Annotated in this window: 18 protein-coding genes; 12 read left to right on the top strand and 6 right to left on the bottom strand. The window is 57.5% G+C overall.

The annotated features are described in order from the left end of the window. Positions 1-37: 37 nt before the first annotated feature. From EQV93_RS17785 to EQV93_RS17745, 9 genes are all read left to right on the top strand, one after another. Entirely contained in the window at positions 38-997 is a 960-nt protein-coding gene (locus EQV93_RS17785) for an AAA family ATPase (protein WP_122784304.1), read from the top strand. Between the two features lie 3 nt (positions 998-1000). Then, positions 1001-1945 carry a DUF58 domain-containing protein gene (locus EQV93_RS17780; protein ID WP_122784303.1) on the top strand — a complete coding sequence of 315 codons (945 nt, stop codon included), beginning with the start codon at positions 1001-1003 and terminating at the stop codon, positions 1943-1945. Further along, the gene (locus EQV93_RS17775) at positions 1942-2436 is read left to right on the top strand and encodes a DUF4381 domain-containing protein (protein WP_240892082.1); all 495 of its coding nucleotides are present in this window, start codon (positions 1942-1944) and stop codon (positions 2434-2436) included. Before EQV93_RS17780 ends, EQV93_RS17775 begins: the two co-directional genes overlap by 4 nt. Then, complete coding sequence (locus EQV93_RS17770; RefSeq protein ID WP_240892081.1) at positions 2429-3505, top strand: vWA domain-containing protein; 1077 nt, start codon at positions 2429-2431, stop codon at positions 3503-3505. Before EQV93_RS17775 ends, EQV93_RS17770 begins: the two co-directional genes overlap by 8 nt. Next, positions 3502-5241, top strand: coding sequence for a VWA domain-containing protein (locus tag EQV93_RS17765; protein WP_240892080.1), 1740 nt, complete (start codon positions 3502-3504; stop codon positions 5239-5241). Before EQV93_RS17770 ends, EQV93_RS17765 begins: the two co-directional genes overlap by 4 nt. Further along, entirely contained in the window at positions 5241-6875 is a 1635-nt protein-coding gene (locus EQV93_RS17760; protein ID WP_240892079.1) for a BatD family protein, read from the top strand. Before EQV93_RS17765 ends, EQV93_RS17760 begins: the two co-directional genes overlap by 1 nt. Before the next feature lie 81 nt (positions 6876-6956). Beyond that, positions 6957-8201 carry an exonuclease SbcCD subunit D C-terminal domain-containing protein gene (locus EQV93_RS17755; protein ID WP_122784298.1) on the top strand — a complete coding sequence of 415 codons (1245 nt, stop codon included), beginning with the start codon at positions 6957-6959 and terminating at the stop codon, positions 8199-8201. Further along, a complete protein-coding gene (locus EQV93_RS17750; RefSeq protein WP_240892078.1) occupies positions 8198-11839 on the top strand; it encodes an AAA family ATPase in 3642 nt (1213 codons plus the stop codon). The genes EQV93_RS17755 and EQV93_RS17750 overlap by 4 nt, the downstream gene beginning before the upstream one ends. After that, positions 11836-12426, top strand: coding sequence for a glutathione S-transferase (locus EQV93_RS17745; protein ID WP_240892077.1), 591 nt, complete (start codon positions 11836-11838; stop codon positions 12424-12426). Before EQV93_RS17750 ends, EQV93_RS17745 begins: the two co-directional genes overlap by 4 nt. A 148-nt stretch (positions 12427-12574) precedes the next feature. Here EQV93_RS17745 and EQV93_RS17740 read toward each other — a convergent pair whose 3' ends face one another. Both EQV93_RS17740 and EQV93_RS17735 read right to left on the bottom strand, forming a co-directional pair. Beyond that, complete coding sequence (locus tag EQV93_RS17740; protein ID WP_146387434.1) at positions 12575-13111, bottom strand: cytochrome b; 537 nt, start codon at positions 13109-13111, stop codon at positions 12575-12577. Continuing rightward, on the bottom strand, positions 13108-14190 hold the full coding sequence (locus tag EQV93_RS17735; RefSeq protein ID WP_240892076.1) for a catalase family peroxidase: 1083 nt from the start codon (positions 14188-14190) through the stop codon (positions 13108-13110). Before EQV93_RS17735 ends, EQV93_RS17740 begins: the two co-directional genes overlap by 4 nt. A 185-nt stretch (positions 14191-14375) precedes the next feature. On the opposite strand from EQV93_RS17735, the gene EQV93_RS17730 reads away from it, so the two are divergent. From EQV93_RS17730 to EQV93_RS17720, 3 genes are all read left to right on the top strand, one after another. Then, positions 14376-14882, top strand: coding sequence for a sigma-70 family RNA polymerase sigma factor (locus EQV93_RS17730; protein WP_122784293.1), 507 nt, complete (start codon positions 14376-14378; stop codon positions 14880-14882). Further along, on the top strand, positions 14879-15628 hold the full coding sequence (locus tag EQV93_RS17725; protein WP_240892075.1) for an anti-sigma factor family protein: 750 nt from the start codon (positions 14879-14881) through the stop codon (positions 15626-15628). The genes EQV93_RS17730 and EQV93_RS17725 overlap by 4 nt, the downstream gene beginning before the upstream one ends. Before the next feature lie 201 nt (positions 15629-15829). After that, complete coding sequence (locus EQV93_RS17720; protein WP_240892074.1) at positions 15830-17410, top strand: amidase family protein; 1581 nt, start codon at positions 15830-15832, stop codon at positions 17408-17410. Positions 17411-17507: 97 nt separating this feature from the next. Here the strand turns inward: EQV93_RS17720 and EQV93_RS17715 are convergent, their stop codons facing one another. The 4 genes from EQV93_RS17715 to EQV93_RS17700 all read right to left on the bottom strand — a co-directional run bounded on the left by EQV93_RS17715 (position 17508) and on the right by EQV93_RS17700 (position 24032). Next, entirely contained in the window at positions 17508-17681 is a 174-nt protein-coding gene (locus EQV93_RS17715; protein ID WP_167654295.1) for a hypothetical protein, read from the bottom strand. A 141-nt stretch (positions 17682-17822) separates the two neighbouring features. Next, positions 17823-18995 (bottom strand): lactonase family protein, encoded by a 1173-nt coding sequence (locus EQV93_RS17710; RefSeq protein WP_240892073.1) that lies wholly within the window; start codon positions 18993-18995, stop codon positions 17823-17825. Beyond that, a complete protein-coding gene (locus tag EQV93_RS17705; protein WP_146427777.1) occupies positions 18985-19284 on the bottom strand; it encodes a DUF5629 family protein in 300 nt (99 codons plus the stop codon). Before EQV93_RS17705 ends, EQV93_RS17710 begins: the two co-directional genes overlap by 11 nt. A 71-nt stretch (positions 19285-19355) precedes the next feature. Beyond that, positions 19356-24032: a dermonecrotic toxin domain-containing protein gene (locus tag EQV93_RS17700; RefSeq protein ID WP_240892072.1), complete on the bottom strand. Its 4677-nt coding sequence runs from the start codon at positions 24030-24032 to the stop codon at positions 19356-19358. Positions 24033-24214 lie beyond the last annotated feature (182 nt).

Genomic DNA, 24214 nt, shown 5'->3' with positions numbered 1-24214 from the left:
CTTACGCCGCAGGCGGCCTTTTCAGGAACAGTCATCGATGGAACATCGTGAAGCGCTGTTAGCGCTGCGAACCTTTCTTTCAACACAGATTCTCGGTCAGGAAAAACTCATTGACCGCTTGTTGATCGCGCTGCTGGCTGACGGCCATATGCTGGTCGAAGGGGCTCCCGGCCTGGCCAAAACCAAAGCCATCAAAGAATTGGCCGAAGGCATCGAAGCACAATTCCACCGAATTCAGTTCACTCCCGACCTGTTGCCTGCCGACATCACCGGCACCGAAATCTATCGCCCCGAAACAGGCAGCTTCGTCTTCCAGCAAGGGCCGATTTTTCACAACCTGGTGCTGGCCGATGAAATCAACCGGGCGCCCGCCAAGGTTCAATCCGCCTTGCTCGAAGCCATGGCCGAGCGACAGGTCAGCGTAGGTCGCAGCACGTACGAACTGTCACCGCTGTTTTTGGTGATGGCGACCCAAAACCCTATTGAGCAGGAAGGCACTTACCCGCTGCCTGAAGCTCAGCTCGACCGTTTTCTGATGCACGTCAAAATCGGCTTCCCGGATGCCGCCGTCGAACGCCGCATCCTGCAACAGGCGCGCGGCGAAGCGCTGAACGGCGAAACCAAGCCCGAACGCCGCGTCAGCCAGCAAGCCATTTTCGCAGCGCGCAAGGAAATCCTTGGTTTGTATATGGCCGATGCCGTAGAGGAATACCTGGTGCAATTGATCATGGCCACACGCACACCCGGTAAATTCGATACGGAAATGGCCGACTGGATCGCCTACGGTGCAAGCCCGCGTGGTTCCATCGCTCTGGACCGTTGCGCCCGGGCACACGCCTGGTTAGCCGGGCGTGACTTTGTCAGCCCTGAAGACATTCAGGCCGTGCTGTTTGACGTGTTGCGCCATCGCATTATCTTGTCGTTTGAGGCCGAGGCAGCCGGCATTGATCAGGACCGTGTCGTGCAGCGCATTCTTGATGTTGTTGCCGTTGCCTGACCGATGAACAACCCCTTGCCCGCCGAACCCGGTATTCGGGTCACACTCGCCGAACTGATCGAAATGCGTCATCGGGTACGCGAAGTCCAACTCTTCGCCTCCCCTAGCCAGCGCAGCCCGCTGGCGGGTTTGCATCACTCAAAATTGCGCGGGCGCGGGGTCGATTTCGATCAGGTACGCGTCTATCAGGCAGGTGACGATGTTCGCACCATCGATTGGCGCGTTACGGCACGCACCCAAGAGCCGCACACCAAAATGTTCCATGAGGAACGCGAGCGACCCATTTTCATCCTGGCCGAACAAAGCCGTCGGCTGTTTTTCGGCTCAGGCCTGCTGTTCAAATCAGTCCTCTGTGCCCAGGCCGCGAGTCTGATCGGTTGGGCCGCCCTGAGCCACAACGACCGGGTGGGCGGGCTGGTATTCGGCGACCATGAACATTACGAAATCAAGCCGCGACGCAGCAAGCAGAGCCTGCTGCAACTGCTGAACCGGTTAGTGAGGGTCAACCAGTCACTGCACACAGAAGTGCAGTCCGATCGCGATGCCCTGGGAATGGCCCTGATTCGGGCCCGAGAAGTGTTGCGTCCCGGCAGCTTGGTGATTGTGATCTGTGATGAGCGTGCCCTCACCGACGCCGCCGAGCAACAACTGAGCCTGTTGGCGCGCCACTGCGACTTGATGCTGCTGCCGCTGTCTGACCCACTTGATCACGCCCTGCCCGCCGCCGGGCTGCTGCGGTTTGCCGAACGCGGCGCACAACTGGAACTCGACACGCTTAATTACGACTTGCGTCAAGCTTACCGCGCGCAGGCCGAAGCACGTATTGCCCGCTGGGAGCTGCTTGCGCAAAAATTGCGGGTCATGCTGATGCCATTGAGCACACAAAGCGAAATGGTCGAGCAATTGCGTGAATACCTCAACGCCAAACGACCTGGCAAAACGCCATGAACGACCTTGAGCACCTGCAACCGCTGATACAGCCTGAGACTGTCGGCTTCTGGCCTCCTGCTCCGGGCTGGTGGCTGCTGCTGATCGTTGTCGCAGCCCTGAGCTGGGGCCTGTGGTGGCTGCGTCGTTACCTGCCGGCCAAACGCCAGAGCGCACGCGTCGAACAACCTCTGGACCCGGTGCGACTGGCTGCGCTCGAAGAGCTGGCCAATTTTCCCAAACCTTACGACGGCGCCCCCGCCGGGGCCTGGCTGCAACAACTCAATGGCCTGCTCAAGCGCCTGTGCCGTACGCATTACCCCTACAGCCAAAGCCACACCCTCAACGGCCGCAAATGGCTGGCGTTCCTGGATAACCGCTGCCCGGCTGCGGGACTCACGCGCTGGATGGTTTTGGTAGAAGGCGCCTATAAGCCTGAGTGCAAGCTCGATGACAAGGCCATTGCCGGGCTCAATCAAGCGGTCGAAACCTGGATTCGCAAACATGTTTGAATTCGCCTGGCCGTGGATCTTCGTTCTGCTGCCTTTGCCCTGGGTGATGCGCTGGGTCCTGCCAGCAGCCGATAGTGGCGAAGCCGCTCTCAAAGTCAGCTTTCTCAGCGACCTCGAAGAACTGGCTCAACGCAAAGCACGGAGCAAAATACCCGTATGGCGTCAGAAAATTCCGTATTTAGCGATCTGGCTGTTGCTGCTAACGGCTGCGGCACGCCCGCAATGGTTAGGCGAGCCGTTGCCCATTGCCGCCAGCGGCCGTGATTTACTGGTCGCCGTAGACGTGTCCGGGTCAATGGACTTTCCTGACATGCACTGGCAAAACGAAGACATCAGCCGTCTCGACCTGGTCAAGAGCCTGTTCGGCGACTTTTTGGAAGAGCGTGAGGGTGACAGGGTCGGCTTGATCCTGTTCGGCAGCCAGGCGTATTTACAAGCGCCCCTGACCTTCGACCGGCACACCGTACGCACTTGGCTGGACGACGCACGCATCGGCATCGCCGGTAAAAACACCGCCATTGGCGACGCCATCGGCCTGGCCTTGAAACGCCTGCGTCAACGACCAGCGCAAAGCCGGGTACTGATTCTGATCACCGACGGTGCCAACAACGGTGGCCAGATCGACCCTCTGACCGCAGCACGACTGGCCGCAGAGGAAGGTGTGCGCATCTACCCGATCGGCATTGGCGCCGACCCGCAGGCCAGTAGCGCAAACGGCATGCTCGGCAGCAATCCCGGCATCGATCTGGACGAACCTGCATTGCAGGAGATTGCCAAAGCAACCGGAGGCCAATACTTCCGCGCCCACGATGGTCAAGAGTTAGCAGCCATCAAGGACACCCTCGACCAGCTCGAACCCGTAGCCCAGCAACCCACCCAGGCACGCCCTGCCCAGTCGTTGTACAGCTGGCCGCTGGCCGGGGCGCTACTGCTGAGCGTGTTGCTGGTCATCCGTGAACTGTGGCCCAACAATCCGCTGCAACGCTTGCTGAGCAAGGAACATTTTCTGCAACAACATCCTGACTGGCGCTCACGCCTTACACGCCTGCGCCTGCGGAGACGCCGATGAGTGCCCTCTGGCCGCACTGGTTTCGTCCCGAATGGCTGCTGGCCCTGCCGTTGCTCGGCTGGCTGCTGTGGAAACTCTGGCACCGGCAAAAGCGCACCGGTCGCTGGCAAATGATTCTGCCTGTCGCCTTTCATCGCGTACTGCTCAGTGGCGGCAATGGCCGGTCCAGCAAACTGCCCTGGATCTCCTTGGGTGGTGCTTGGCTGCTGGCCGTGCTGGCGCTACTCGGCCCAAGCTGGGAGCGTGTTGAACAATCCACGCAAAAACCGGCCGACCCACTGGTGGTCATGTTGCAACTCACCCCGGACATGCTCGCGACCGATAAATCACCCAACCGGCTTGAGCAGGCGCGGCGCAAACTCTATGACCTGCTGCAAAGCCGCCACGATGCACAAACGGCCATTATTGTTTACGCGGGCAGCGCGCACACGCTGGTACCGCTGTCTGATGATCTGGCCACTAGCCACAATTTGCTCGAAGCCCTCAAGCCCTCGCTGATGCCTCAGCCCGGCCAGCGTGCTGATCTGGCCGTGGAAAAAGCCCTGAAACTTCTCGATCAGGGCGCCTTGGGCCAAGGCCGTTTGCTGCTGATTACCTCATCGCTCAGCCAGCAGGAGCGCGAAGGGATTCGCCAGGCCCTTAACGGTCATACCCCGCAATTATTGATGCTGGGCATCGGGAGCCGGGACGGCGCACCTGTGGTGGATGAAAGCGGGCAATTTCTCAAGGACGATCAGGGCGCAATCCTTGTACCGCGCCTCGACAGCCCTGCCCTGCGAGCTTTCGCCCTTCAAGTCGACGGCCGCTATCGTCAGGCCCGGCTGGACGACAACGATTTGCGCGGCCTTGGCCTGCTCGACGGCCCTCGGCACCTGCGCGACCGGGACCAGACCGTGCACCTGGACACATGGGCCGATCAAGGTTACTGGTTATTGCTGCCTTTATTGCTACTGGCCGCGTGTGCCGGACGTCGCGGCTGGCTGCTGTGTTTGCCCTTGCTGTTTATGCTGCCCCAGCCCAGCTATGCCATGAGCTTCACCGACCTGTGGCTGCGTCCTGACCAACAAGGCCAGCGTTTGCTGGAACAGAAAAAACCGCTGGAGGCGGTGGAGCACTTCAAAGACCCTCTCTGGCAGGGCATTGCCCTCTATCAGGCCGGTGATTACGCCGCTGCCGCCGAACGTTTTGCTGAGGTCAACAGCGCCAGCGCGCATTATAATCGCGGCAATGCATTGGCCAGAAGCGGCGAGCTGGAAGCCGCCATCGATGCCTACGAGCAGGCACTGGAGCTGCAACCCGACTTACAGGTGGCAGCGCAGAACAAAGCCTTGATTGAGCAAATACTCGAACAACAGAGCGCCGAGAGTCACCCGACGCCCGATAAAACCGATCAAAACCCGGCTGAACCTGAACAAGCGCCGCCCATCAGCACCAGCAACAACAGTGCGACGGGCGATACCACACACCATCAGGAAAGCAGTTCAGCCACTGAACCTGATGCGCCGGCGAACAGCGACGACACGCTCGAACCGCCTCCCGGCAGCGAACCACAGCCCGGTGAAAACCCCAACGAGGACTCGACCACCACGCGACCTCTGGCACCGACCTCTGACCATCTGGACGAAGAGCATCGCCAAGCGCTGGAGCAGTGGCTACGACAGATACCCGACAACCCCAGCGAACTGTTGCGACGAAAATTTTGGTACGAACAGCAGCAACATCAGGACACGCCTTAATGAACCGCATCTGCGTCTTGCTACTTTTGCTCTGTTGCTGGACCTTGCCAGCCCACGCGCTGGGCTTGGTAGCCAGTGTGGATCGCGATCAGCTCAATTCTGGCGAAACCGTCGAACTGACGCTTGAGTCCAGCGACGCCACGCTGTTCGGCAAACCCGACCTGACACCCCTCGACGCCCTGTTCGAGGTGCGCGGTACGCGTCAGGTCAATCACCTGACCAATCTGAGCGATGACAACAAAGCCACCACGCGCTGGATTATCACGTTGCAGCCCAAACAGTCCGGCACCGTCATCATTCCGCCCTTGCAGGTCGGTGATTATCACAGTCAGCCGATCAGTTTGACGGTCTCACCAAGCAGTAACCGCGAAAACGAACTGGCCCCGGTGTTTATCGAATCCAGCCTTGATCAACCCAGCGTCTACGTACAAGCGCAGTCCCTCCTGACCCTGCGCATCTATCACTCAGTCGCCCTGTACGACGACAGCAGCCTGACCCCGTTGCACCTGAGCGACGCGATCGTCGAGCAACTGGGCGAGTCACGCACCTACGAGAAAATGATCAACGGCGTACGCCATGGCGTCATCGAAGTGCGCTACGGCATTTACCCGCAACACAGTGGCCAACTGATCATTCCGGCACAAACCTTCAGTGCCACCCAAGTCGACAGCCAGCAAGCCACGGCCCCTGCGCCGCTCGGCCCAAAACCGGGAAAAATGATTCACGTCACCTCGGCCGAGATTCCGCTGGAGGTCAAGCCCAAGCCGGCGGACTACCCCGCTACTGCGGCCTGGCTGCCGGCACGCAGCTTGAGCATGAGCGAAACGTGGAACCCCGAGCCCGACCATTGCCAGGTCGGCGACTCTTTGACGCGCACCCTGACCCTCAAGGCCGAAGGGCTTTCCAGCGCCCAGTTGCCCGCCCTCCCGGCCACCGACGTCAACGGTCTGCGGCGCTACCCGGACTTGCCTCAACTGAGCAATCAAATCAGCGAGAACGGCCTGATCGGCAGCCGCGAAGAACGTGAAGCACTGGTGCCCACACGTGTCGGCCAAGTCGAACTGCCTGCAGTTGAAGTGGTGTGGTGGAACACCCACGAAGACCGTCTGGAACGCAGCTATCTGCCCGCCCGCACCTTGCAGGTAGCGGACAACCCGAGCCTTGCTGTGGACACTCCGATCAGCAGCGAGCCGCTTGCCGTGAGCGACGATTCGACCCTGTGGCGGTGGCAACTCAGCACCTTGATTCTGGCGCTTACTACCCTGCTCGGCTTTGGCCTGTGGTGGCGAGCAAGAACGCAGCCTGCGATTTTGCGGGCCGCGCAAACCGGACCCAGCCCGCGCACGTTACTCGATGACCTCAAACGCGCCTGCCTGGCTAACGACCCACAAGCCACACGACAGGCACTGGATGCCTGGGCCCGCCAGCAACCCGAAACCCTGGCAGAGATGGCGGCACGCTTTGTGCTGCTGTCCGATGCGCTGGACGGCCTCAACGGTGCGCTCTACAGCGAAACCGGCCAGCATTGGCAAGGTGAAGAGTTGTGGAAGGCGATTCGCAGCATCCCTGCCGCCGAACGCGAGCAAGATGCAGGCAGCGACACCAGCAGCCTGCCGCCGCTCTACCCCAAATAATTGACGGTTTTGGCTTCCTGTAGACGCACCTGCGGCCAGGAAGACAAACCCGCATTTAAAGCACTTTTTACGGATTTTGTTATGCGCCTGTTTCACACGTCCGACTGGCATCTGGGGCAAAACCTGCATGGTCAGGAACGCGATTTCGAACACGCCTGCTTTCTGACCTGGCTTTTGACCCAACTGGCTGAGCAACAACCTGATGCACTCCTGATTGCCGGGGACATCTTCGATACCGTAAACCCGCCCGTCAAAGCGCAAGAGCGCCTGTATGACTTTATTGTCAGCGCCCACGAGCAACAGCCCGCGCTGACCATCGTGATGATTGCAGGCAACCACGACTCCGGTTCCCGCATCGAACTGCCCGCGCCCCTGATGCGCCGTTTGCGCACTCACGCCTTGGGCCGGGTGTTATGGCTCGATGATGGGCAACTGGATGCCGAGCGCCTGCTGATCCCGCTACCCGATGCATCCGGCGAAACCGCTGCGTGGTGCCTGGCCCTGCCGTTCCTGCGCCCAGCCGAAGTGACAGGAGCACAACTGGGCGACAACTACCTGCGCGGCATTGGTCAGGTGCATGAATGGCTGATTGCCGCCGCCAACGCCAAACGTCAGCCGGGGCAAGCGCTGATCGCCATCAGCCACGCGCACATGGCGGGCGGTTCGGTCTCTGAAGACTCCGAGCGCAGCCTGATCATCGGTAACGCCGAAGCGCTGCCAGCCAGCCTGTTTGGCCCCAGCATCAGCTATGTCGCGCTGGGCCATCTGCACAAGCCTCAACGGGTCAACAGCGAAGAGCGCATTCGCTACTGCGGCTCTCCGATTCCGCTGTCGTTCTCAGAAATCGGCTACCAGCATCAGATTCTCGATGTCGTGCTGGAGGGCGAAAACCTGATCAGCGTTGAACCGCGCCTCATCCCACGGGCCGTTAACCTGCAACGCATAGGCCCGGCGCCCCTGGCAGAGATTCTCAGCCAACTGGCCGAACTGCCGGACACTGATTTGCTGGCCGACACCCAGCGCCAGCCCTGGCTCGAAGTGCGGGTCAAACTCGACGAGCCGCAGCCCGATTTGCGTCAGCAAATCGAAACCGCCCTGCAAGGCAAGGCCGTGCGTTTAGTGCGCATTGCTGCCGAATACGCGGGCAGCGGCAGTCGCTCGGGGGATGACGACGCCACGCAGCTGATTGAACTCGACCAACTGACCCCGCAGGAACTGTTCAGCCGGGCTTGGCAAGACAGCTATGGCAGCGAGGCAGACGAGCAGACCCTCAAAGACTTTGCAGTGCTGCTGCAAGAAGTACAGCTGCAAGGTGAACAGCCATGAAAATTCTCGCCATTCGCCTGAAAAACCTGGCCTCTCTGGCTGGGCCGTTTGAGTTGGACTTTACTGCCGAACCCTTGGCCAGTGCCGGGCTGTTCGCGATCACAGGCCCCACCGGTGCAGGCAAGAGTACCTTGCTCGACGCCCTGTGCCTGGCCCTGTTTGGTGCTGTGCCGCGCCTCAACAACACAGGCCGCGATGCCAAGGTCCCGGATGCCGACGGCGAGATTGCCACCGGTGACCCACGGACCCTGCTGCGCAGAGGCACGGGCGAAGGCTATGCCGAAGTCGATTTCGTCGGCATTGACGGGCGCCGTTATCGTGCCCGCTGGGAAGCTAATCGCGCCCGCGAAAAAGCCACCGGCAAACTGCAAGCCAGCCGCCAGAGCCTGCGCGATTTGGACAGCGACCAACTGTTGGCCAGCCAAAAAGGCGATTACAAGGTGCAGCTTGAATCACGTCTGGGGCTGAACTTCGAACAGTTCACCCGCGCCGTGATGCTGGCCCAGAGCGAGTTCAGCGCCTTCCTCAAAGCCGACGACAACGAACGCAGCGAGTTGCTCGAAAAGCTCACTGACACCGCGTTGTACACCCAGCTCGGCAAGCGCGCCTTCGACAAGGCCAAAGAGGCCCGCGACGTACACAAGCAATTGCAGGATCAGGCGGTTGGCGTGACACCGATGGAGCCAGATGCCCGCGCTGAACTGGACCAACACTTCAGCGACGCCCAACAGCAACTCAAAACTCGGCAGAGCCAGCTCAAGCAGCTCGAACTGCAACACTCATGGCTTAAAGCCCTGGGTGAACTGAAAGAACAGCACCATAGCGCTGGCGAACAATTGCAGCAGGCGCAAACCCTGTGGGAGGGCCAAGCCGAGCAACGCCAGACCTTGGAGTGGCTGGAACAACTCGCGCCTCAACGTCATCAATTTGCCCGTTTGGCCGAGCTGGACGCACAGTTGAGCCCGCTGGCCGAGCAGATCGCTGCGCATCTGCAACAGCAAACTGATCTTGGCCAAGATCAAACCCGTCTTGAGCAAACACTCCAGGACGCGCAACACGCCGCCAGCCGAGCACAGGCCGAACAACGTGATGCGGCGCCGCATTTGCAAAAAGCGCATTTAGAACACGCCAACCTCAACCGCCTGACACACACACTCAACGCGCAACAGACACTTAAACAGCAGGCTGAAGTGGCCTGCGCCGACGGGCAAAAGGCCCTGGACGCGTTGCTTGAACGCCAGCAACACAGCACTGAACGCCTGGCGTTGATAGCCGTGCAACTTGAACAAAGCACTGAGCTTGCACCGTTGGCCAGCGCTTGGGACGGCCATCGTCGCGGGCTGCAACAGCTGGTGCGCCTAAGCAACACCCTCAGCAAAGGCCGCGAAGAACTACCGGCGCTTGAGCAACGCGCCAGCGAAGCTGGCCAACAGCTCAACGAACTGAACAGCACCCTGGAAATACTGTTTCAGGAAGCCAAAGCCGAACCGCATGCCGTCAACGAGCAAATCCAGACCTTGAGCAGCCTGTTGGCTGAGAATCGTCAGCAACAGCGGGCCTTTGAAGACTTGCAGCGCCTGTGCAGCGGCCAGTCAGCCCTTGAAACACGCTTGCAAGCGGTGCAGCTCAAGTTGCAAACCTTGCAAACCGAGCGCGAACACCTGATCGAGCAAGGCACGCAGACCAAAAAACAGTTTGAGGCCGCTGAACAGGCACTCCAGGTGACGCAGCAACTGCTTGAGCGCCAGCGTTTGGCCCGCAGCGCCAGTGTCGAAGAATTGCGCGCGCAACTGCAAGACGACCAGGCCTGCCCGGTCTGTGGCAGCCATGAACACCCCTATCACCAGCCAGAAGCGTTGTTGCAGAGCCTGTCGCGTTTTGATGAGCAAGAGCAAGCCAATGCTCGCAAAGCAGTGGATGCACTCAAAGAAACGCTGATTCAGTTGCGTGAGAAAGTCGGTGGCGTGAACGCTCAGCATCGCGAGTTTTTGCAACAGCACCAGCAGATTAACGACGAACTGCAGGCCCTGGCCCCAAGCCTGGAAGCGCACCCGCTGTACACACAATGGCAGGCACAAGACCCGGCCAAGCGCGATACCTGGCTGACGCTGCGCCTGAGCCAGTTGCAACACAGCATCGCCCAGGACGAGGAGCGCCAAAACACCCTGCTCACCTTGCAAAAAGAAGCTGCCAAGTTGCAGCAGCAACTTCAGCGTTGCAGCGAAAGCAGCCAACTCGCCAAACAGCAGTTGAGCGACCAGCAACAGCACCTCAAAGCCGACAGCGCGCGCTTTGAGGAAGAACTGGGCGGGTTTGCCAGCGTTCTGCCCCAGACCACAGTGGCTGCATTGCGTGACAACGCAGCTGCCAGCTTCATGGCCCTTGATCAGCAGGTGACGCAGCGCCTGGAACAACTCGATCAGCAACGTGACGAACTGGGCGAACAGGCAGAGCGCACGAGCCGAATCGAGCGCGAACAGTATCAACAGGCTAGCCACACCAAAGAACTGGAGAACCTGCAACGTAGCGTGGCCGAGTTGCACGAACAGCAACAATCCAGCCAGCAGAATCTCAAGGATCTGTTGGGCGAACAAAGCAGTGTCGAACAATGGCAGCAACAGCTTGAACAGGCCGTTGAGCAAGCGCGCAGCACCCAGACCCAGGCCAGCGAAGCGTTACAAACCACTGCCAAACAGTTGGTGCAACTGGCGGCCGAACTCAAAGCCCAGCAAGAGCGTTTGCAGGCACTGCAACAGGAACACAGCACCTTAAGCGCACAGGTTGCGCAATGGCGTGCGCAGCACACCGCACTCGACAACGCTCGTCTGCAACAGTTGCTGGCCTTCGATGACGCGTATGTGCGTGATTTGCGCCAGCAACTGCAAGCCAGCGAAAAAGCCGTGGAACAAGCCCGCGTCCTGCTGCAAGAGCGCGAGCAACGTTTAAGCCAACATCAGGCCCAGGCCAATGGCAACCTCGACGCCGAAGCGCTCGATAACGCCCTCAATGAACTCAATGCATTGCTTGCGGCCAGCGATCAACAACTGGCTGAACTGCGCGCCCGGCAAGCCGAAGACCAGCGCCGCAAAGAGGCTAATCAGGCCTTGGCCCAACGCATCGCCCAAGCCTATGACGAATGGCAGCGTTGGGCCCGTCTGAACGCCCTGATCGGCTCGGCAACAGGCGATACCTTCCGCAAAATCGCCCAGGCTTATAACCTCGATTTACTCGTGCATCACGCTAACGCCCAGTTACGGCAACTGGTGAAACGCTACCGTCTCAAACGCGGCGGCAGCATGCTGGGGCTGCTGGTGATGGACACCGAAATGGGCGACGAACTGCGCTCAGTGCATTCATTGTCCGGCGGCGAAACCTTTCTTGTGTCGCTGGCCTTGGCGCTGGGTCTGGCCTCGATGGCCTCCAGCACACTGAAAATCGAGTCGCTGTTTATCGACGAAGGCTTCGGCAGCCTCGACCCCGAATCGTTGCAGCTGGCAATGGATGCACTCGACGGTCTGCAAGCTCAGGGCCGCAAAGTCGGGGTAATTTCCCACGTGCAGGAAATGCACGAACGCATACCGGTGCAAATCCAGGTCCGCCGACAGGGCAATGGCTTGAGCTCTGTGGAGGTCAAATGACCGCACACGTGTTGTATTCCTTCCGCCGCTGCCCGTATGCCATGCGTGCGCGCATGGCGTTGCGCTACAGCGGTGTGCCCTTGACCACGGTTGAAGTCAGCCTGAAGGCCAAGCCAGCCGAAATGCTGGCCCTGTCGCCCAAAGGCACGGTGCCCGTGTTGGTATGTGCCGATGGGCGGGTGATCGATCAGAGCCTGGATATCATGCGCTGGGCTTTGGCCCGCAATGATCCGGATAACTGGCTGGGCCCGGACCGTACAGCGCTGATTGAAGAAAACGACCAGGTATTCAAGGCCAATCTGGATCGCTACAAGTACGCGATTCGCTACCCGGAGCAGCCCATGGAACATTACCGGGCTCAAGGAGAGCAATTTCTGCAACACCTGGAAGATCTGCTCGGGCATGCGCCGTACCTTGCAGGCGACATGTTGAGTTTGGCAGACGTGGCATTGGCGCCGTTTGTACGGCAGTTCGCGCATGTTGATCGTGAGTGGTTCGAGCAGGCGCCCTACCCGCACCTGCGGGTTTGGCTGGAACGGTTTTTAACGTCAGCGTTGTTCACCTCGGTGATGGCTAAAACGCAATAAACTTGTAGCCGCTGACGAGGAACGAAGGCTGCGATCGGCGGCGCAGCCGTCGTAAAACCAGCGAACTCGATTTACCTGATAGACCGAGTAGTCAGCCTTACGAAGGCTACGCCTCCGATCGCAGCCCGCGTTCCTCGTAGCGGCGACACTATTTGCCGTTCAGCATGCTCTGCAATACCCCGTCACGGCGGATCCAACCGTGGTACAGCGCCGCCGCCAGATGCAGCAACACGGTAAAAAACAGCAGATACGCCAGGTACGTATGAGCTTTGCGCAGAAAGGCAAAAGTCGAGGGATTAGCCGGCAAAATCGATGGCAGTTGCAATGAGCTGCTGAGCATTACCGGATCGCCCGCCGCTGAGATCATCGCCCAACCCACAATGGGCAAGATGAACATCAATGCGTAGAGCAATACATGGGAGAGTTTGGCTGCCAGCACTTGTACGTCGGGCAAGTCGGCAGGCAATGGCGGTTGCCGAGTCGAGAAGCGCACAAACAGGCGCACCACCACCAGCAGCAAAATGGCGATGCCCAAGGGTTTGTGCAGGTTGAGCAGCCATGCATGGCGCTCGGAGACTGACGCCGCCATACCCGCGCCAATAAACAACATGGCAATGATCATCAGCGCCATCAGCCAATGCAGCAGGCGTGCCAGGGGCGCGAAATGCGAGGTAGGTGTGCTCATGGACGTTTCTCCTGGGAGAGCTGGTCAACTTCACTGGTGCGGCGCAGATAGGAACTGGCATACGCGGCTGAGCGCGCGGCGAGCAAGGGATCTGCCGAGCCTTCGATGCCACTGGGCAAAATCAGCGGGTCATAGTTGATATCGCGGCACTCGCCATTGTTTTGCGGCTCTGCGCTTTGCAGCACCAAGGTCCCGGCATTCACCACCTTGCGTTCGGTTGGCCAGGGTTTGCTCGCATCATTGACGGGGTCGCCCGCCTCGGCCAATGTCAGGTTGAACTGCCACTTCAATGGCCCCACCGACAAGCGTTGCGCGAGATCTGTTTCCAGATAGTCCGCTTCATTGGGCGCAGTCGCACCAGGGGCGTCCTGACCTTCAGGCACTACACCCCAGCGCACAGCCTGGCGCTGGCCGGCGGCATTGACCAGATAGAAGGCATTCATACCGTTGTACGTTTCGGTGGCGAAACTGGCAGACGGCTTTGCCGTTTTGACCCACTGCAAAAAGGGCCCTGCTTCCGGGTGGGCGGCAAAGAACGCGGGCATGGCCTCTGGCTTGGGCTTACCTGTGGCTGGGTCTGGGGCCCCGGCTTGCAACATGGCATAGAACGCCTCGGGCGTGCCCACCGGGAATACCGGCATGCTGTTCATACCGGTCCGCCATTGTTGACCATTGGCCTCAGTGAAACGCAACGCCAGACTGCGAATCGGCACACTGCTGTCAGGCGCGTAAGGGTTGCCGCTGGGTAAAGCAAAGCGCCCGACTACCGGCGTGCGCCCTGCCTGAAACACCTGGGCACTGGAGAGCGGCTGTGCATTGCCATTGCTCTCGAAGTAGCCGATCACGCACATCCCCTTGGCATGATTGCGTCGATAACCCGGATGCACACCGTTGTTGTGCTCCAAGGCATTTACCAGGGTTTTGGGGCGCAGGCGCTGTGAGTCAAAAGTGCCATTAACGTAAAAAAACGTGCCAGCGATGACTGCCACGACTGCACCGATACCCGCCAGTCGCAACATCACACTGGCCGGGCTCAACGCAGGCTTGACAGGCCGCGCAGGCGGCAATTGATCTACCATGTTAGAACTCCGAGGCCACGAGACCGTCAGGTGGATGGCCTATGAGACGCAGGCCAATCAGGCTTATTCCCGCAGAGCCGCGAATATTTTTAAGTACTTTATTTTTACGCGTCGGGAATAATCCTTAACCCTAGTCGTCTGCAGGGTTCCAACCCGACTAACAGACCAATGCCGTGCAGGACTCCATGCCCCCATTTGACGAGCAACTGCGCGAACTTATGCCGCGTCTAAGGCGTTTTGCGCTGTCGTTGACGCGTCACTCCAGCAATGCTGACGACCTGGTGCAGACCTGTCTGGAGCGGGCACTCGGCAGTGTGGCCAGCAAACGCCCCGAAGGGGATTTGCGGGCGTGGTTGTTTACCATCCTGTATCGCCAGTTTGTCGACAACCATCGGCGCTCTCGACGCTACGCACGCATGCTCGAGTTCTTTACCGGTCGCGACGACTCACAGCCCTCCACCGAACGCACGGTCATCGCACAATCGACGCTGCAAGCATTCGATCGGCTGAGCACCGAGCAGCGCGCCCTGTTGCTATGGGTATCCGTTGAGGGCTTGAGCTACCAGCAAGTCGCGGACATTCTTGAGGTACCGATCGGCACCGTGATGTCACGCCTGTCACGCGCGCGCCAGGCGTTGCGCCTGCTCAGCGAAGGCGAAATCACCCGCCCTGTTTTGCGGAGACTTAAATGATCACCACCCCTCCCAGTGAGCGCGACTTGCATGCTTACGTTGATCACGCGCTCAGCGAGTCAGAACGTCAGCAGGTTGAACTGTATCTAGAGGCCCATCCCGAAGTTGCAGCAAAGGTGCACGCCTGGCAGCACGACGCGCACAACCTGCGTACCGCGTTGCAACAAACCTTGCTGCAACCGGCCAATCCAGCACTCGATCCTGCGGCCATTCGCCAGCGTCTGCGTCGACAATCCGCGCGTCACTGGGCCACGGCTGCGGTGCTGTTGATTGCAGTGAGCGTGGGTGGGTTGGGCGGCTGGCAGGCCAGACAGATGACATTGAGTCCCAGCCAATTACCCATGACCGATGCACTGGCCGCACACCGCATGTTTGCTGAGCAAGGTTTTCTGCCCGCCGACTATCACGTTGAACAGAGCAGCGATCTGCAAGCCTGGATGGACCGTTACTTCAACCACGCAGAGCGCTTGCCAGACTTGAGTCATGCGGGATTTAAACCGGTCAGTTGCCGTTTGCTCACCACCGATCAGGGTGGCGCAGCCATGGTGCTCTACGAAAATACGCAAGGACTGCAAATCAGCTTTTACATTCGCCCGCCTGGGCCTCAGAACACCTTGCTGCCTCGCGGAAGTCGACGCGACGGCGACTTGCAGGCCGATTACTGGTCAGGCCCCGGCTACAACTACGCCATGGTAGGGCCGGCAGAAGGTCCGGCTGCGCAGTTGCTGAACACGGTAGGACTTTAAAAAAGCACCGTAGGAGCGAGTTTGTTCGTGATCTTTTAACAATCAAATGATCACGAACAATCGAGCGTCGATCGGCTCATCCTGTGGCCCTCCCTCGCTGTATTACATACTTACACACTTAGAACAATATTAAGCCTCTCAGGAATTCAATCGAACTATCCTTGCGTAACTACTCACAAAAGCAACTTCGCAAGGCTGATCATGAACAAGATAAAAGGACAGGGATCGTCCACATGTGCAATATCGTTACTATTAAGCGCAGCACTGTTGTGTAGCCAGGGAGCGAGGGCTAATACTGCCGAAACGCTCTTGCACACCATCGAACCGCAACAGTTGGCATTATTGACAGGCGCGGAGTATGCAAGCGTCGCAGAACTGACAGAAAACTTGAACAGCGAGCGTTATAGCTCCGTAATACTGGTTAAGCATCTGCTCAATCGCATTCATTCGCTGGATACAAATGGCCCCGCTATAAACGCCATCATTGAACTCAATCCAAACGCACTGGACATTGCTGCTGCAAGAGACCAGGAACGCCTCTCAGGGCAACTTCGGGGACCGCTGCATGGCATCCCCGTTCTCATCAAAGACAACATTCAGACCTCCGATAACATGCAGACCAGCGCTGGCTCTCTGGCACTGGTCGGTCAGCCCGCCACTGAGGATGCATTTATCATCCAACAATTACGTGAGGCAGGTGCGGTCATTCTTGGTAAAACCAACCTGACCGAACTGGCGGGCTTTCGTGACCCCGATATTCCAAGCGGCTGGAGCGCACGAGGCGGGCAAACCAAAAACCCTCATAAATTATCTGCGGACCCTTGTGGTTCCAGCACGGGTTCAGCCGCCGCAGCCGCTGCTGGCTTCGCCCCATTGACCGTTGGCACTGAAACCAATGGCTCCATTCACTGCCCCTCGTTCATGAATGGGGTTGTGGGGTTAAAGCCTAGTCTTGGTCTTTTGAGCAGATCCGGCATCATCCTTGTGTCGCGAAATCAGGACACCCCTGGGCCGATTACACGCACGGTACGTGACGCGGCCCTACTCCTGAACGCCATGATGGGAAATGATCCCACTGATAACGTACAGCGCCCGCACACAGGTGTACCCACTGACTACACCTCCCGGCTCAATACTGCAGAACTGAGTGGTAAACGAATCGGCTATCCCAGCCGCTACGCGCCTGGAAGCACGGAAGTCGAACGTGATGCCAACTTTGCACACGCATTAGAAGTAATGACTAATGCTGGAGCAACGCTTATTCCCGTCGAAGAACCCAGCTACGAAAATTCAAGCTACATGGAGCGCTACCAAGAGTTTTTATTCATGGACCTGAACCGTGAAGCACCCAACTGGTTCAGTTCCCGACAGTCGATGCCGGTAAATTCAATTGAAGAACTCGTCAACTTTAATCAACACTCGCCCGGCAGTCCTGCGTATGGGCAAAGTTCTGTCTTGTCTTTCATCAATACACCTTACAACGAAACCCAGTACAACGAACTTTGGACAACCCTCAATACCAGCAGTCGTCAGATAATTGATAACTTATTGGCCGAACATTCCCTTGACGCACTGGTTGACAGTTCTGAAGGCTTTGCCTCAACGATTGTTCCCGTCGCGGGGTATCCAGGCATAACTGTACCTTCAGGCATTGATGATCAAGGCACATTGAAAGGGCTTTACATCTATGGGGCGCGCTGGAGCGAAGCACGTATTTTGGGGCTGGCCTACAGCTACGAGCACGCCTCCCAGGCACGGTTAAATCCTGCTTTTGCCCCTTGAAACGCCCAATAGCAAACTATCCGGCCATTCTCTTCAAGCAGAGGTTTCAAGGCCCAGTGCCGCTTTATACGTGCTCGCTCACGAAAAAAGGGGGTGTTCACAACTGGGTTTTAGGAGCTAACGCAGCATGGAAGTTAGCGCTTTGCTGCAAATATTTTTGCGTATACGCCATGGATTTCTTGTCGCTGACCACGGTGTTGGCGCTGGCCGGCAGCACCACAGTGGCGGAGATGGCAGAAGCAGCGATGACGGAGAACAGATTGAAGTTCATGGTAATAACCCTCGACGATTCAGTTGGCTTGCGTGCCGTTTAAGGCCGTGAAACCAACTTACCGCCGAGGGCTATTGCACAGAAATTCATTTCACCACTTGGCTCTATCAGCCGGATTGATAGAAGGCCGACGCCCCGTGTTTACGGGCGGTTGATGAATTTCACATCAGACGGTGCGTCCATCGGCAAGGTTTGCACAGTCTTGCCGAGCTTGCCGGTTTTAGCATCGCGTTCAATGACCACGATGGCGTTGCTCATCTGGTTGGCTACCAGCAGGAACTTGCCATTGGGGCTCAGGGTGAACTCGCGAGGATGATCACCTTCAACTGAACGACGCTGAATTTCACTCAGCTCGCCGGTCGCCGGGTCAATCGCGAACACCAACAACTCATTGGCCTTGCCACGGTTGCTGACGTACAGGAATTTGCCATCGGCACTGGTGTGCAAAGCACCTGCGGCACGTTTTTCCTGAGGCTGGCCGTGGGCCAGATCCACAACCTGACGCTGCTTCAGTTGACCGTCTGCGTAATCAAACACAAACACCTGAGCACTCATTTCAGTAGTCAGGTAGGCGTGCTTGCCATCTTTGGAGAACAACAGATGCCGAGGGCCGCTACCGGCAGGCAGTTCAACGGCAGCAGGGGTGGCGGCCACCAGCGGATGTTCCGCATTGGCAGCAGGGTCGTATTGATAAACAAAGATCTTGTCCGCGCCCAAGTCATTGGCAAATACAAACTTGCCATCCGGTGATGACACGACTGAGTGGACGTGAGCAGACATCTGACGCTCAGGGTTGACCCGACTGGCCTGATGGCTGCTCATTTGCGTCACGGGCTGTAATTGGCCCTGGGCATTGATGGGCACCACGGCAAGGCTGCCACCCGGGTCTTCATGTACGCCGTAGTTGGCCACGAACAAGTAGCGCTCATCAGCGCTGAGGCTGGAATGCGTAGGCTCTTCGCCCAACGACTTGACCTGATTGATCAGGGTCAGCTCATTGGTTTTCGGATCAATCGCCAGACTGCTGACGCGCCCTACTACATCTGTTTGACCTTTGCCGTTTTCATTAACCACAAACAGGCGTTGCTGGTCTTTGGACAAGGTCAACCAGGATGGATTGGCGGTTTTGAATACTTGCAGGGGTTCAGGCGTGATGCGGCCACTGTCGCTGTTGAACTGCAAGCGGTAGATACCTTGGCTTTTGCCCTGGGTATAGGAGCCGACCAATAGTTCCACTTCATTCTCGGAGGCGGCTTGCGCCGACATTGCACCTACACTCGACGCCAGCAACAAGGGCAACCATTTAAGCTTCATCAGCAACCTCGGACTCTTCATCATTATTGTTGCCCGTAAAGGCGTTTGAGCAGACCAGCCGGTGCTCACCAGCATCACCGTTGAGTAACCAGCTTTGCAATTGATCGTTAAAAACAGCCGCCTCGATTTGAGCGGCTGTGAAGTTCCAGCGTTTTTCTACTCGACCTTCCATGGCTATAATGAACAGACCTTTCTCGTCCATAGAGAAATCAAAGGCGTACAGACCATCGATCACCACCATATCGCTGGTTTCAAGGGTCGCACGCAAGGTCTGGTTGGATTCGCTCATTAATCATTCACCTGTTGGAAAGGCGTAATGATAGGCCAAATATACGAACGAACCTACGCCCAGCGACGTGCTTACTGTGCAAGCGGGATAAAATACTCGTTGATCATCTTTTTACTGATTTTTCCATAATAGACTTCCGCCACTCTTTCACCGGGTTTGGCCTTGGCCTCCAGACTTTGCTTGCTGACTTTGCGTTGCTGTTTCAACTTGAAGTGCGCAGCCGTCGGGGTATTGGTGGCTGAGTTCAATTGCGAATAATGCAAGTGGGCATACCACAACACCTGATTGTTCTTGTTAAGCACCTGATACTCCTGCACGTAATCATTGCGAGGGCCGAACATCTTCACTCGCTCGCCCTCTTTAATCAGCTGCACCTCATTTTTTTTCAGCAAATAATCAACCACAGGTTCCGTTGGTGGCAAAGACTTGAGCACCCAGATGGCTTGTTGGCGCAGTTTTGCAGCCCCCTCCCGTAGACGTTTAAGCAGCGACTGAGCCGTTCCGGGTTTGGGTTTTTCGACAGCTTGGGATGGAAAGTCTCGTTCGATCTCCCGGATCAGACCGTCAAGCTTCAGTGCATCCCGCTCCAGAATCTCCTCAAGTTCCAAAGGGAATCTTGAGTTTTTGGCATATACCTTGACCCGGTTTATTTGCGGGTCGACACGATCCAGCAACTGATTGCACTGACTGCGTATGGCACCCAGGGTACGCGTCACAGGCTGTGCGACGACAGGTTCCACCTCCTCCCATTGATTGGGCGACGATTCACGAAAGGTTAACGTGGATCGACGCCCTCCCGGACTGGTGGCCCGTTGCAAAGGATCGGAGACAGATTCGCCCACCTCCACCACTTGGGCTCCATGAGCTGAGCGGGCGGCGCCAATCAGGATGCCATGCTTTCGGGTTCTGATGATTCTTGAAGTCTGCTGGGCGGTTCGCGAAGGCCCCGGTTGCGCAGGTAGCCATTCATTCTCCCGTCGTAATTCCTCTGTCAGCTGCTCCTCACACGCAACACTCAGTTCTTGAACCATTTCTACCAGGCGGTTGTAGTCAACCAGATTGAATTGATCGCCGACTTCCAGATGCAAGATGGCTAACGCGTCATACGCTCGGGCATAGCGCTCATGGATATCGCGCAACACCTCTACGCGTTCTTGATGACTGAACGAATCAGGCTCGGCCAGTTGTGCTTGTGCCTGTACGGTGAATGTCAGAGGCCAGATGATTTCTCCCAGATGGTGCCACTGCGCATCGAAAGGCGTTTTAGGAACAATATCAACCAATGTCAGCAGATGCGTCGTCAGAAAATCCAGCTCTGTGGCCGGGCGGGACGTGCCATCTGCCTGACTCACTTTGGGCATGGCTTTAAGGGCACTTTCCCGAGCATAGCCAAACCCGACCCGGGGGGATTCACGAAGCGCCTGAAGACTGCGCACTTGCAGCCTGAAATCCTCTAAATGCTTGGACTGAGCCTTGAATAATTCGCGGCGCATACTAATAAAACGCTCCGTGTCATGGACGGACAGGGTCTCAAAAGTAGACTCCAGAAACTCGGGATACAGTTCGATAAACACCGTGATGAAGACATGCTGGCTGTAGGCAATATCTGAAGCAATGTTGAAAAGGGTACGGTTGAAATTCCCCTCTTTTAAATGATCTTTTGGTTGCTTGAACAATGCATGCCGCGTCTTGAAATACCCATGTTCCAGGGTGTATTCAGCATGGGCCTTTTCCAGCAATGATCTGAAATGTTTGATCCGTACGGTCTTCTCCAGATAAGTCAGGGAGTGGAGCGTTTCGCCAATATGGATTTCCTTGACCCGTGCACGAGCAGCATTGAGTTCGTTGTTGAGCGTGGGCTCTCTGAGCCCCAACGCCTCATATTTTTCGTTCAGCTCGCGAACCTGCTGGCTAACGGATTTAGCGCTGGAGGCCCTCACCGGGCTTTTTTTAGGGCCGCCACCGCGTAAATGCAACCCCGTATCAAAGTCCCAGACACCCGCAGCGTCTGATTTGAGCCAAGGGCCTGTCTCCAGAGGGTTGGCAGGGCTGACCACCACCACGCCTTCAGTTTTCAGCGCAACTTCGTAACTAAAACCCCGGACCACGGCATGCCATTTGTTGCCTATCAAGTACAGGCCTTTTAACGGGCCCTGCTCGATGGGTTTCCGACTTTCTGGGGCTGTTACGCGATTAAGCTCCAACCAGCCAAGTTGCACTTGAGTGAAGTGAATCATCGGGTTGTTAAACCAGGCAAAGTTCAGCTCACTGCGGTTGTTGCCCACAGGGACATCAGAAAAGTAAACCTGCCCTTGGCGCACATTGACCGGAGCTGGCTCCGCTTCTGCTCCGGCGATGGAAGACAGAGCCGGCTCAGCCAAGACGACCTGAGTTGGATCTTGAGGCTCCCCTTGAGTTGCAGGCTGTGAGATGTGCAGCAAGACCAGCGCAATATTGAACAGCAAATCAATGATGGCTGGGGCCTTGGTTTTTTCCTCATCGCTGGCGAGCGCGGTAAAGTCCTGCTGGACCGCAGCCACGGTCAACAACAGCCAGCCCGCCACAGCCACAGGCCCCCGCATTAACGGCAACACCGTATTGAGCAGCAACCACCCGCCTTCCTTCAGGCTGGCCCAGCGACTTTCTGCGTTGGATACCGATTGCCGATCTGCTTGTAACACCAGGGCCGTGGCAGCTTCACGGAACACATCGTGCAGAAAATCATTTCTCATTGGGCGCAGATAAAAAAAGCTGTGGGCATCGACTCGGGGGTGGGCCGTACTCAAACCACCCGACGCATGAACCGCGCGCGGGGAATCAGACAGCCAGTCCAGCACGCTATCGCGCAGCAAGCCCGCACGGCACAGGGCATCAAGCATTGCTTGGGCTGATGAATATTCCACCAGCACATCCTTGAATAAAGGCCGATACAGAACACAACGCCCAAAGGGCTTGTCAGTCAGGCCAATGACAAACATCGCCCGCACAAAATCAGGGATCGCTCTGGGACCACTGAGAAGTGCCAATGGAAAAATACTGACCGACTCCCCGTCGACCGTTCTGGCACGGGCATCGTTTTGCATCAAGGCTGCAATACATCGATAGCCAAACCGGGTAAGCATGCCCTGCCCCTTGAGCATCCATTCCAGTGCCAGCATGGGCAAGGCAACCTGCAAATGCCCGGTAAAAAGCACCTCGCGCCGGGTCGCTTCAACGGGGTCATCCACCAGCAGGCGCTTGATAAGAGCCGGATACTGCGCGCCTACATCGACCTTGTGTATCAACGTCTTTATATACGCCGGGGTCATCCACCAGTCCTGAATCAACTGGTTGTGCTTATGACTGATGGTCATGTGCCCGCTGGGCACGGCAATCAGGTTTTGCAGGGCCAATTCGGTCAGGGTGTAGCGCACAGTTTCAACCAGACCGGCAGTTCCGAGAGGGCCTGTGGCCACGGTGAAGTCAAGCAGCAGATCATCTGGCCAATACCCGGGAGCCAGCGGCTGATCTTTGAGCATCTGCTCATGTAAAACCCGTGACGCATAACCGTGCAAGTCTTCGATACCCTCGTCAAACACGCGGCCATTGGCTTTGCGCATGACATTGCCCAGGTCGATCATGTGCGAGCGGTAAGAAAATCGGTCATCGACGGTGGCGTTTTTCAACCAGTCGGGCAAAGCCTGAAAAACCCGACCCAACGGTTCAGACATGAGGTCTTCTTCAAGGCTGAAGACCTGTGCGGGATCAGTAATCCGCTGCAGCTGTCGTGCAAGCTTTTCGATACTCGCAAAAGGCTGCGGCCCAGCTTCTTGCAAGGTTCTGATCGCTGCAAGTTGGGTATTGAGCTCGATCATTGCTTGCGTTTGCAGGCAATCGCCGTCGGCTTCGTAACGCTTCCATACCCGTGAATCAACAGGGCCGCTCAGGCTGAGGGTGCGGCCTAGAAATCGTCCATAGGCGTCGAGTGTTGCAAATGACTCGATTTGACCTGAAGGCATGCACACCAGCAATTGCTCAGCCCCGTCTACCGAATGCACCACCAACAGATCGGGCAATAGATCCTCAACCCGGTCGCCGGCCTCCCCGGATTGCACCTGAGCAAAGTACACCCGTGGCCGCGTGCGCCCCAACAGGTGGATGCGATCGGCATGTACCGGGTACTTGATCACCTGGCGCACTGCATTGATCTGCTGGTCACTGAGCCCTGGGGTGCTATTGGCAGATGACACTATCAACTCACCGAAAAAGGCCCCAAGCCAATGCTGGCGACTGCGATACCCTTCGACAGGTTCGTTCCAGTAATCCACCAACGCCTGTTGGTAGCCCCTCACCCAATCGAGCACAACCTGGCGAATCGCCTGCTCTGCAGAGAGCATGGGCAGGAAGGGCCTGGTTTGCTCGTTGAGCACCGAGCCCTCGCCAAGTTCTGCCAAATAACATTGTTCCTCCTCGTAGAAGGTGTAATTGATCGGGCGACCCAGGGCTATGTGCTCAAGTACGGCCTCGAGCAAGGGTTGTTGTCGCGCCACGTCCAGAACGCGCTCTGTTGCATCGACAGTCCAGATTATTTTCAAATGATCGAGGTTGATCGGAGATGACCAGGGGTCGCGTTTTTTTTGTAAGGCATCAACAAGCAAACCACTCACCACACTGTGCAGTGTGGGGCGGTCAGAGAAATGTCGGGCCAGCGCATGTGTCAGCAAACGATAGCGGCCCAAAACCGGTGGGGTATCGGAGGTAGTTGTCATAGAGACCGTGTTCCAATGAGATGTGCGGTTCAACCCGCGATACATCGCATTTAAAAACACCCCGTCACCACGGCTGCGGTATCCGGTTATGGAGCGCCGTCAAACACCGCATTAGCGATGCCTGACGACGTGTCATTGAAAGCCCCAGCCCAATACCTCTAGCGGGGGTTTTATCAGCGAGG

The sequence above is a fragment of the Pseudomonas sp. TMW22091 genome (genome assembly GCF_022496705.1).
GTDB lineage: Bacteria > Pseudomonadota > Gammaproteobacteria > Pseudomonadales > Pseudomonadaceae > Aquipseudomonas > Aquipseudomonas saxonica.
This window is presented reverse-complemented; position numbering and strand designations above follow the sequence as displayed.

Bases quoted from the DNA above. Each gene is read 5' to 3' on its own strand.
- EQV93_RS17785 (WP_122784304.1), top strand. From the start codon at position 38: ATGGAACATCGTGAAGCGCTGTTAGCGCTGCGAACCTTTCTTTCAACA.
- EQV93_RS17780 (WP_122784303.1), top strand. From the start codon at position 1,001: ATGAACAACCCCTTGCCCGCCGAACCCGGTATTCGGGTCACACTCGCC.
- EQV93_RS17775 (WP_240892082.1), top strand. From the start codon at position 1,942: ATGAACGACCTTGAGCACCTGCAACCGCTGATACAGCCTGAGACTGTC.
- EQV93_RS17770 (WP_240892081.1), top strand. From the start codon at position 2,429: ATGTTTGAATTCGCCTGGCCGTGGATCTTCGTTCTGCTGCCTTTGCCC.
- EQV93_RS17765 (WP_240892080.1), top strand. From the start codon at position 3,502: ATGAGTGCCCTCTGGCCGCACTGGTTTCGTCCCGAATGGCTGCTGGCC.
- EQV93_RS17760 (WP_240892079.1), top strand. From the start codon at position 5,241: ATGAACCGCATCTGCGTCTTGCTACTTTTGCTCTGTTGCTGGACCTTG.
- EQV93_RS17755 (WP_122784298.1), top strand. From the start codon at position 6,957: ATGCGCCTGTTTCACACGTCCGACTGGCATCTGGGGCAAAACCTGCAT.
- EQV93_RS17750 (WP_240892078.1), top strand. From the start codon at position 8,198: ATGAAAATTCTCGCCATTCGCCTGAAAAACCTGGCCTCTCTGGCTGGG.
- EQV93_RS17745 (WP_240892077.1), top strand. From the start codon at position 11,836: ATGACCGCACACGTGTTGTATTCCTTCCGCCGCTGCCCGTATGCCATG.
- EQV93_RS17740 (WP_146387434.1), bottom strand. From the start codon at position 13,111: ATGAGCACACCTACCTCGCATTTCGCGCCCCTGGCACGCCTGCTGCAT.
- EQV93_RS17735 (WP_240892076.1), bottom strand. From the start codon at position 14,190: ATGGTAGATCAATTGCCGCCTGCGCGGCCTGTCAAGCCTGCGTTGAGC.
- EQV93_RS17730 (WP_122784293.1), top strand. From the start codon at position 14,376: ATGCCCCCATTTGACGAGCAACTGCGCGAACTTATGCCGCGTCTAAGG.
- EQV93_RS17725 (WP_240892075.1), top strand. From the start codon at position 14,879: ATGATCACCACCCCTCCCAGTGAGCGCGACTTGCATGCTTACGTTGAT.
- EQV93_RS17720 (WP_240892074.1), top strand. From the start codon at position 15,830: ATGAACAAGATAAAAGGACAGGGATCGTCCACATGTGCAATATCGTTA.
- EQV93_RS17715 (WP_167654295.1), bottom strand. From the start codon at position 17,681: ATGAACTTCAATCTGTTCTCCGTCATCGCTGCTTCTGCCATCTCCGCC.
- EQV93_RS17710 (WP_240892073.1), bottom strand. From the start codon at position 18,995: ATGAAGCTTAAATGGTTGCCCTTGTTGCTGGCGTCGAGTGTAGGTGCA.
- EQV93_RS17705 (WP_146427777.1), bottom strand. From the start codon at position 19,284: ATGAGCGAATCCAACCAGACCTTGCGTGCGACCCTTGAAACCAGCGAT.
- EQV93_RS17700 (WP_240892072.1), bottom strand. From the start codon at position 24,032: ATGACAACTACCTCCGATACCCCACCGGTTTTGGGCCGCTATCGTTTG.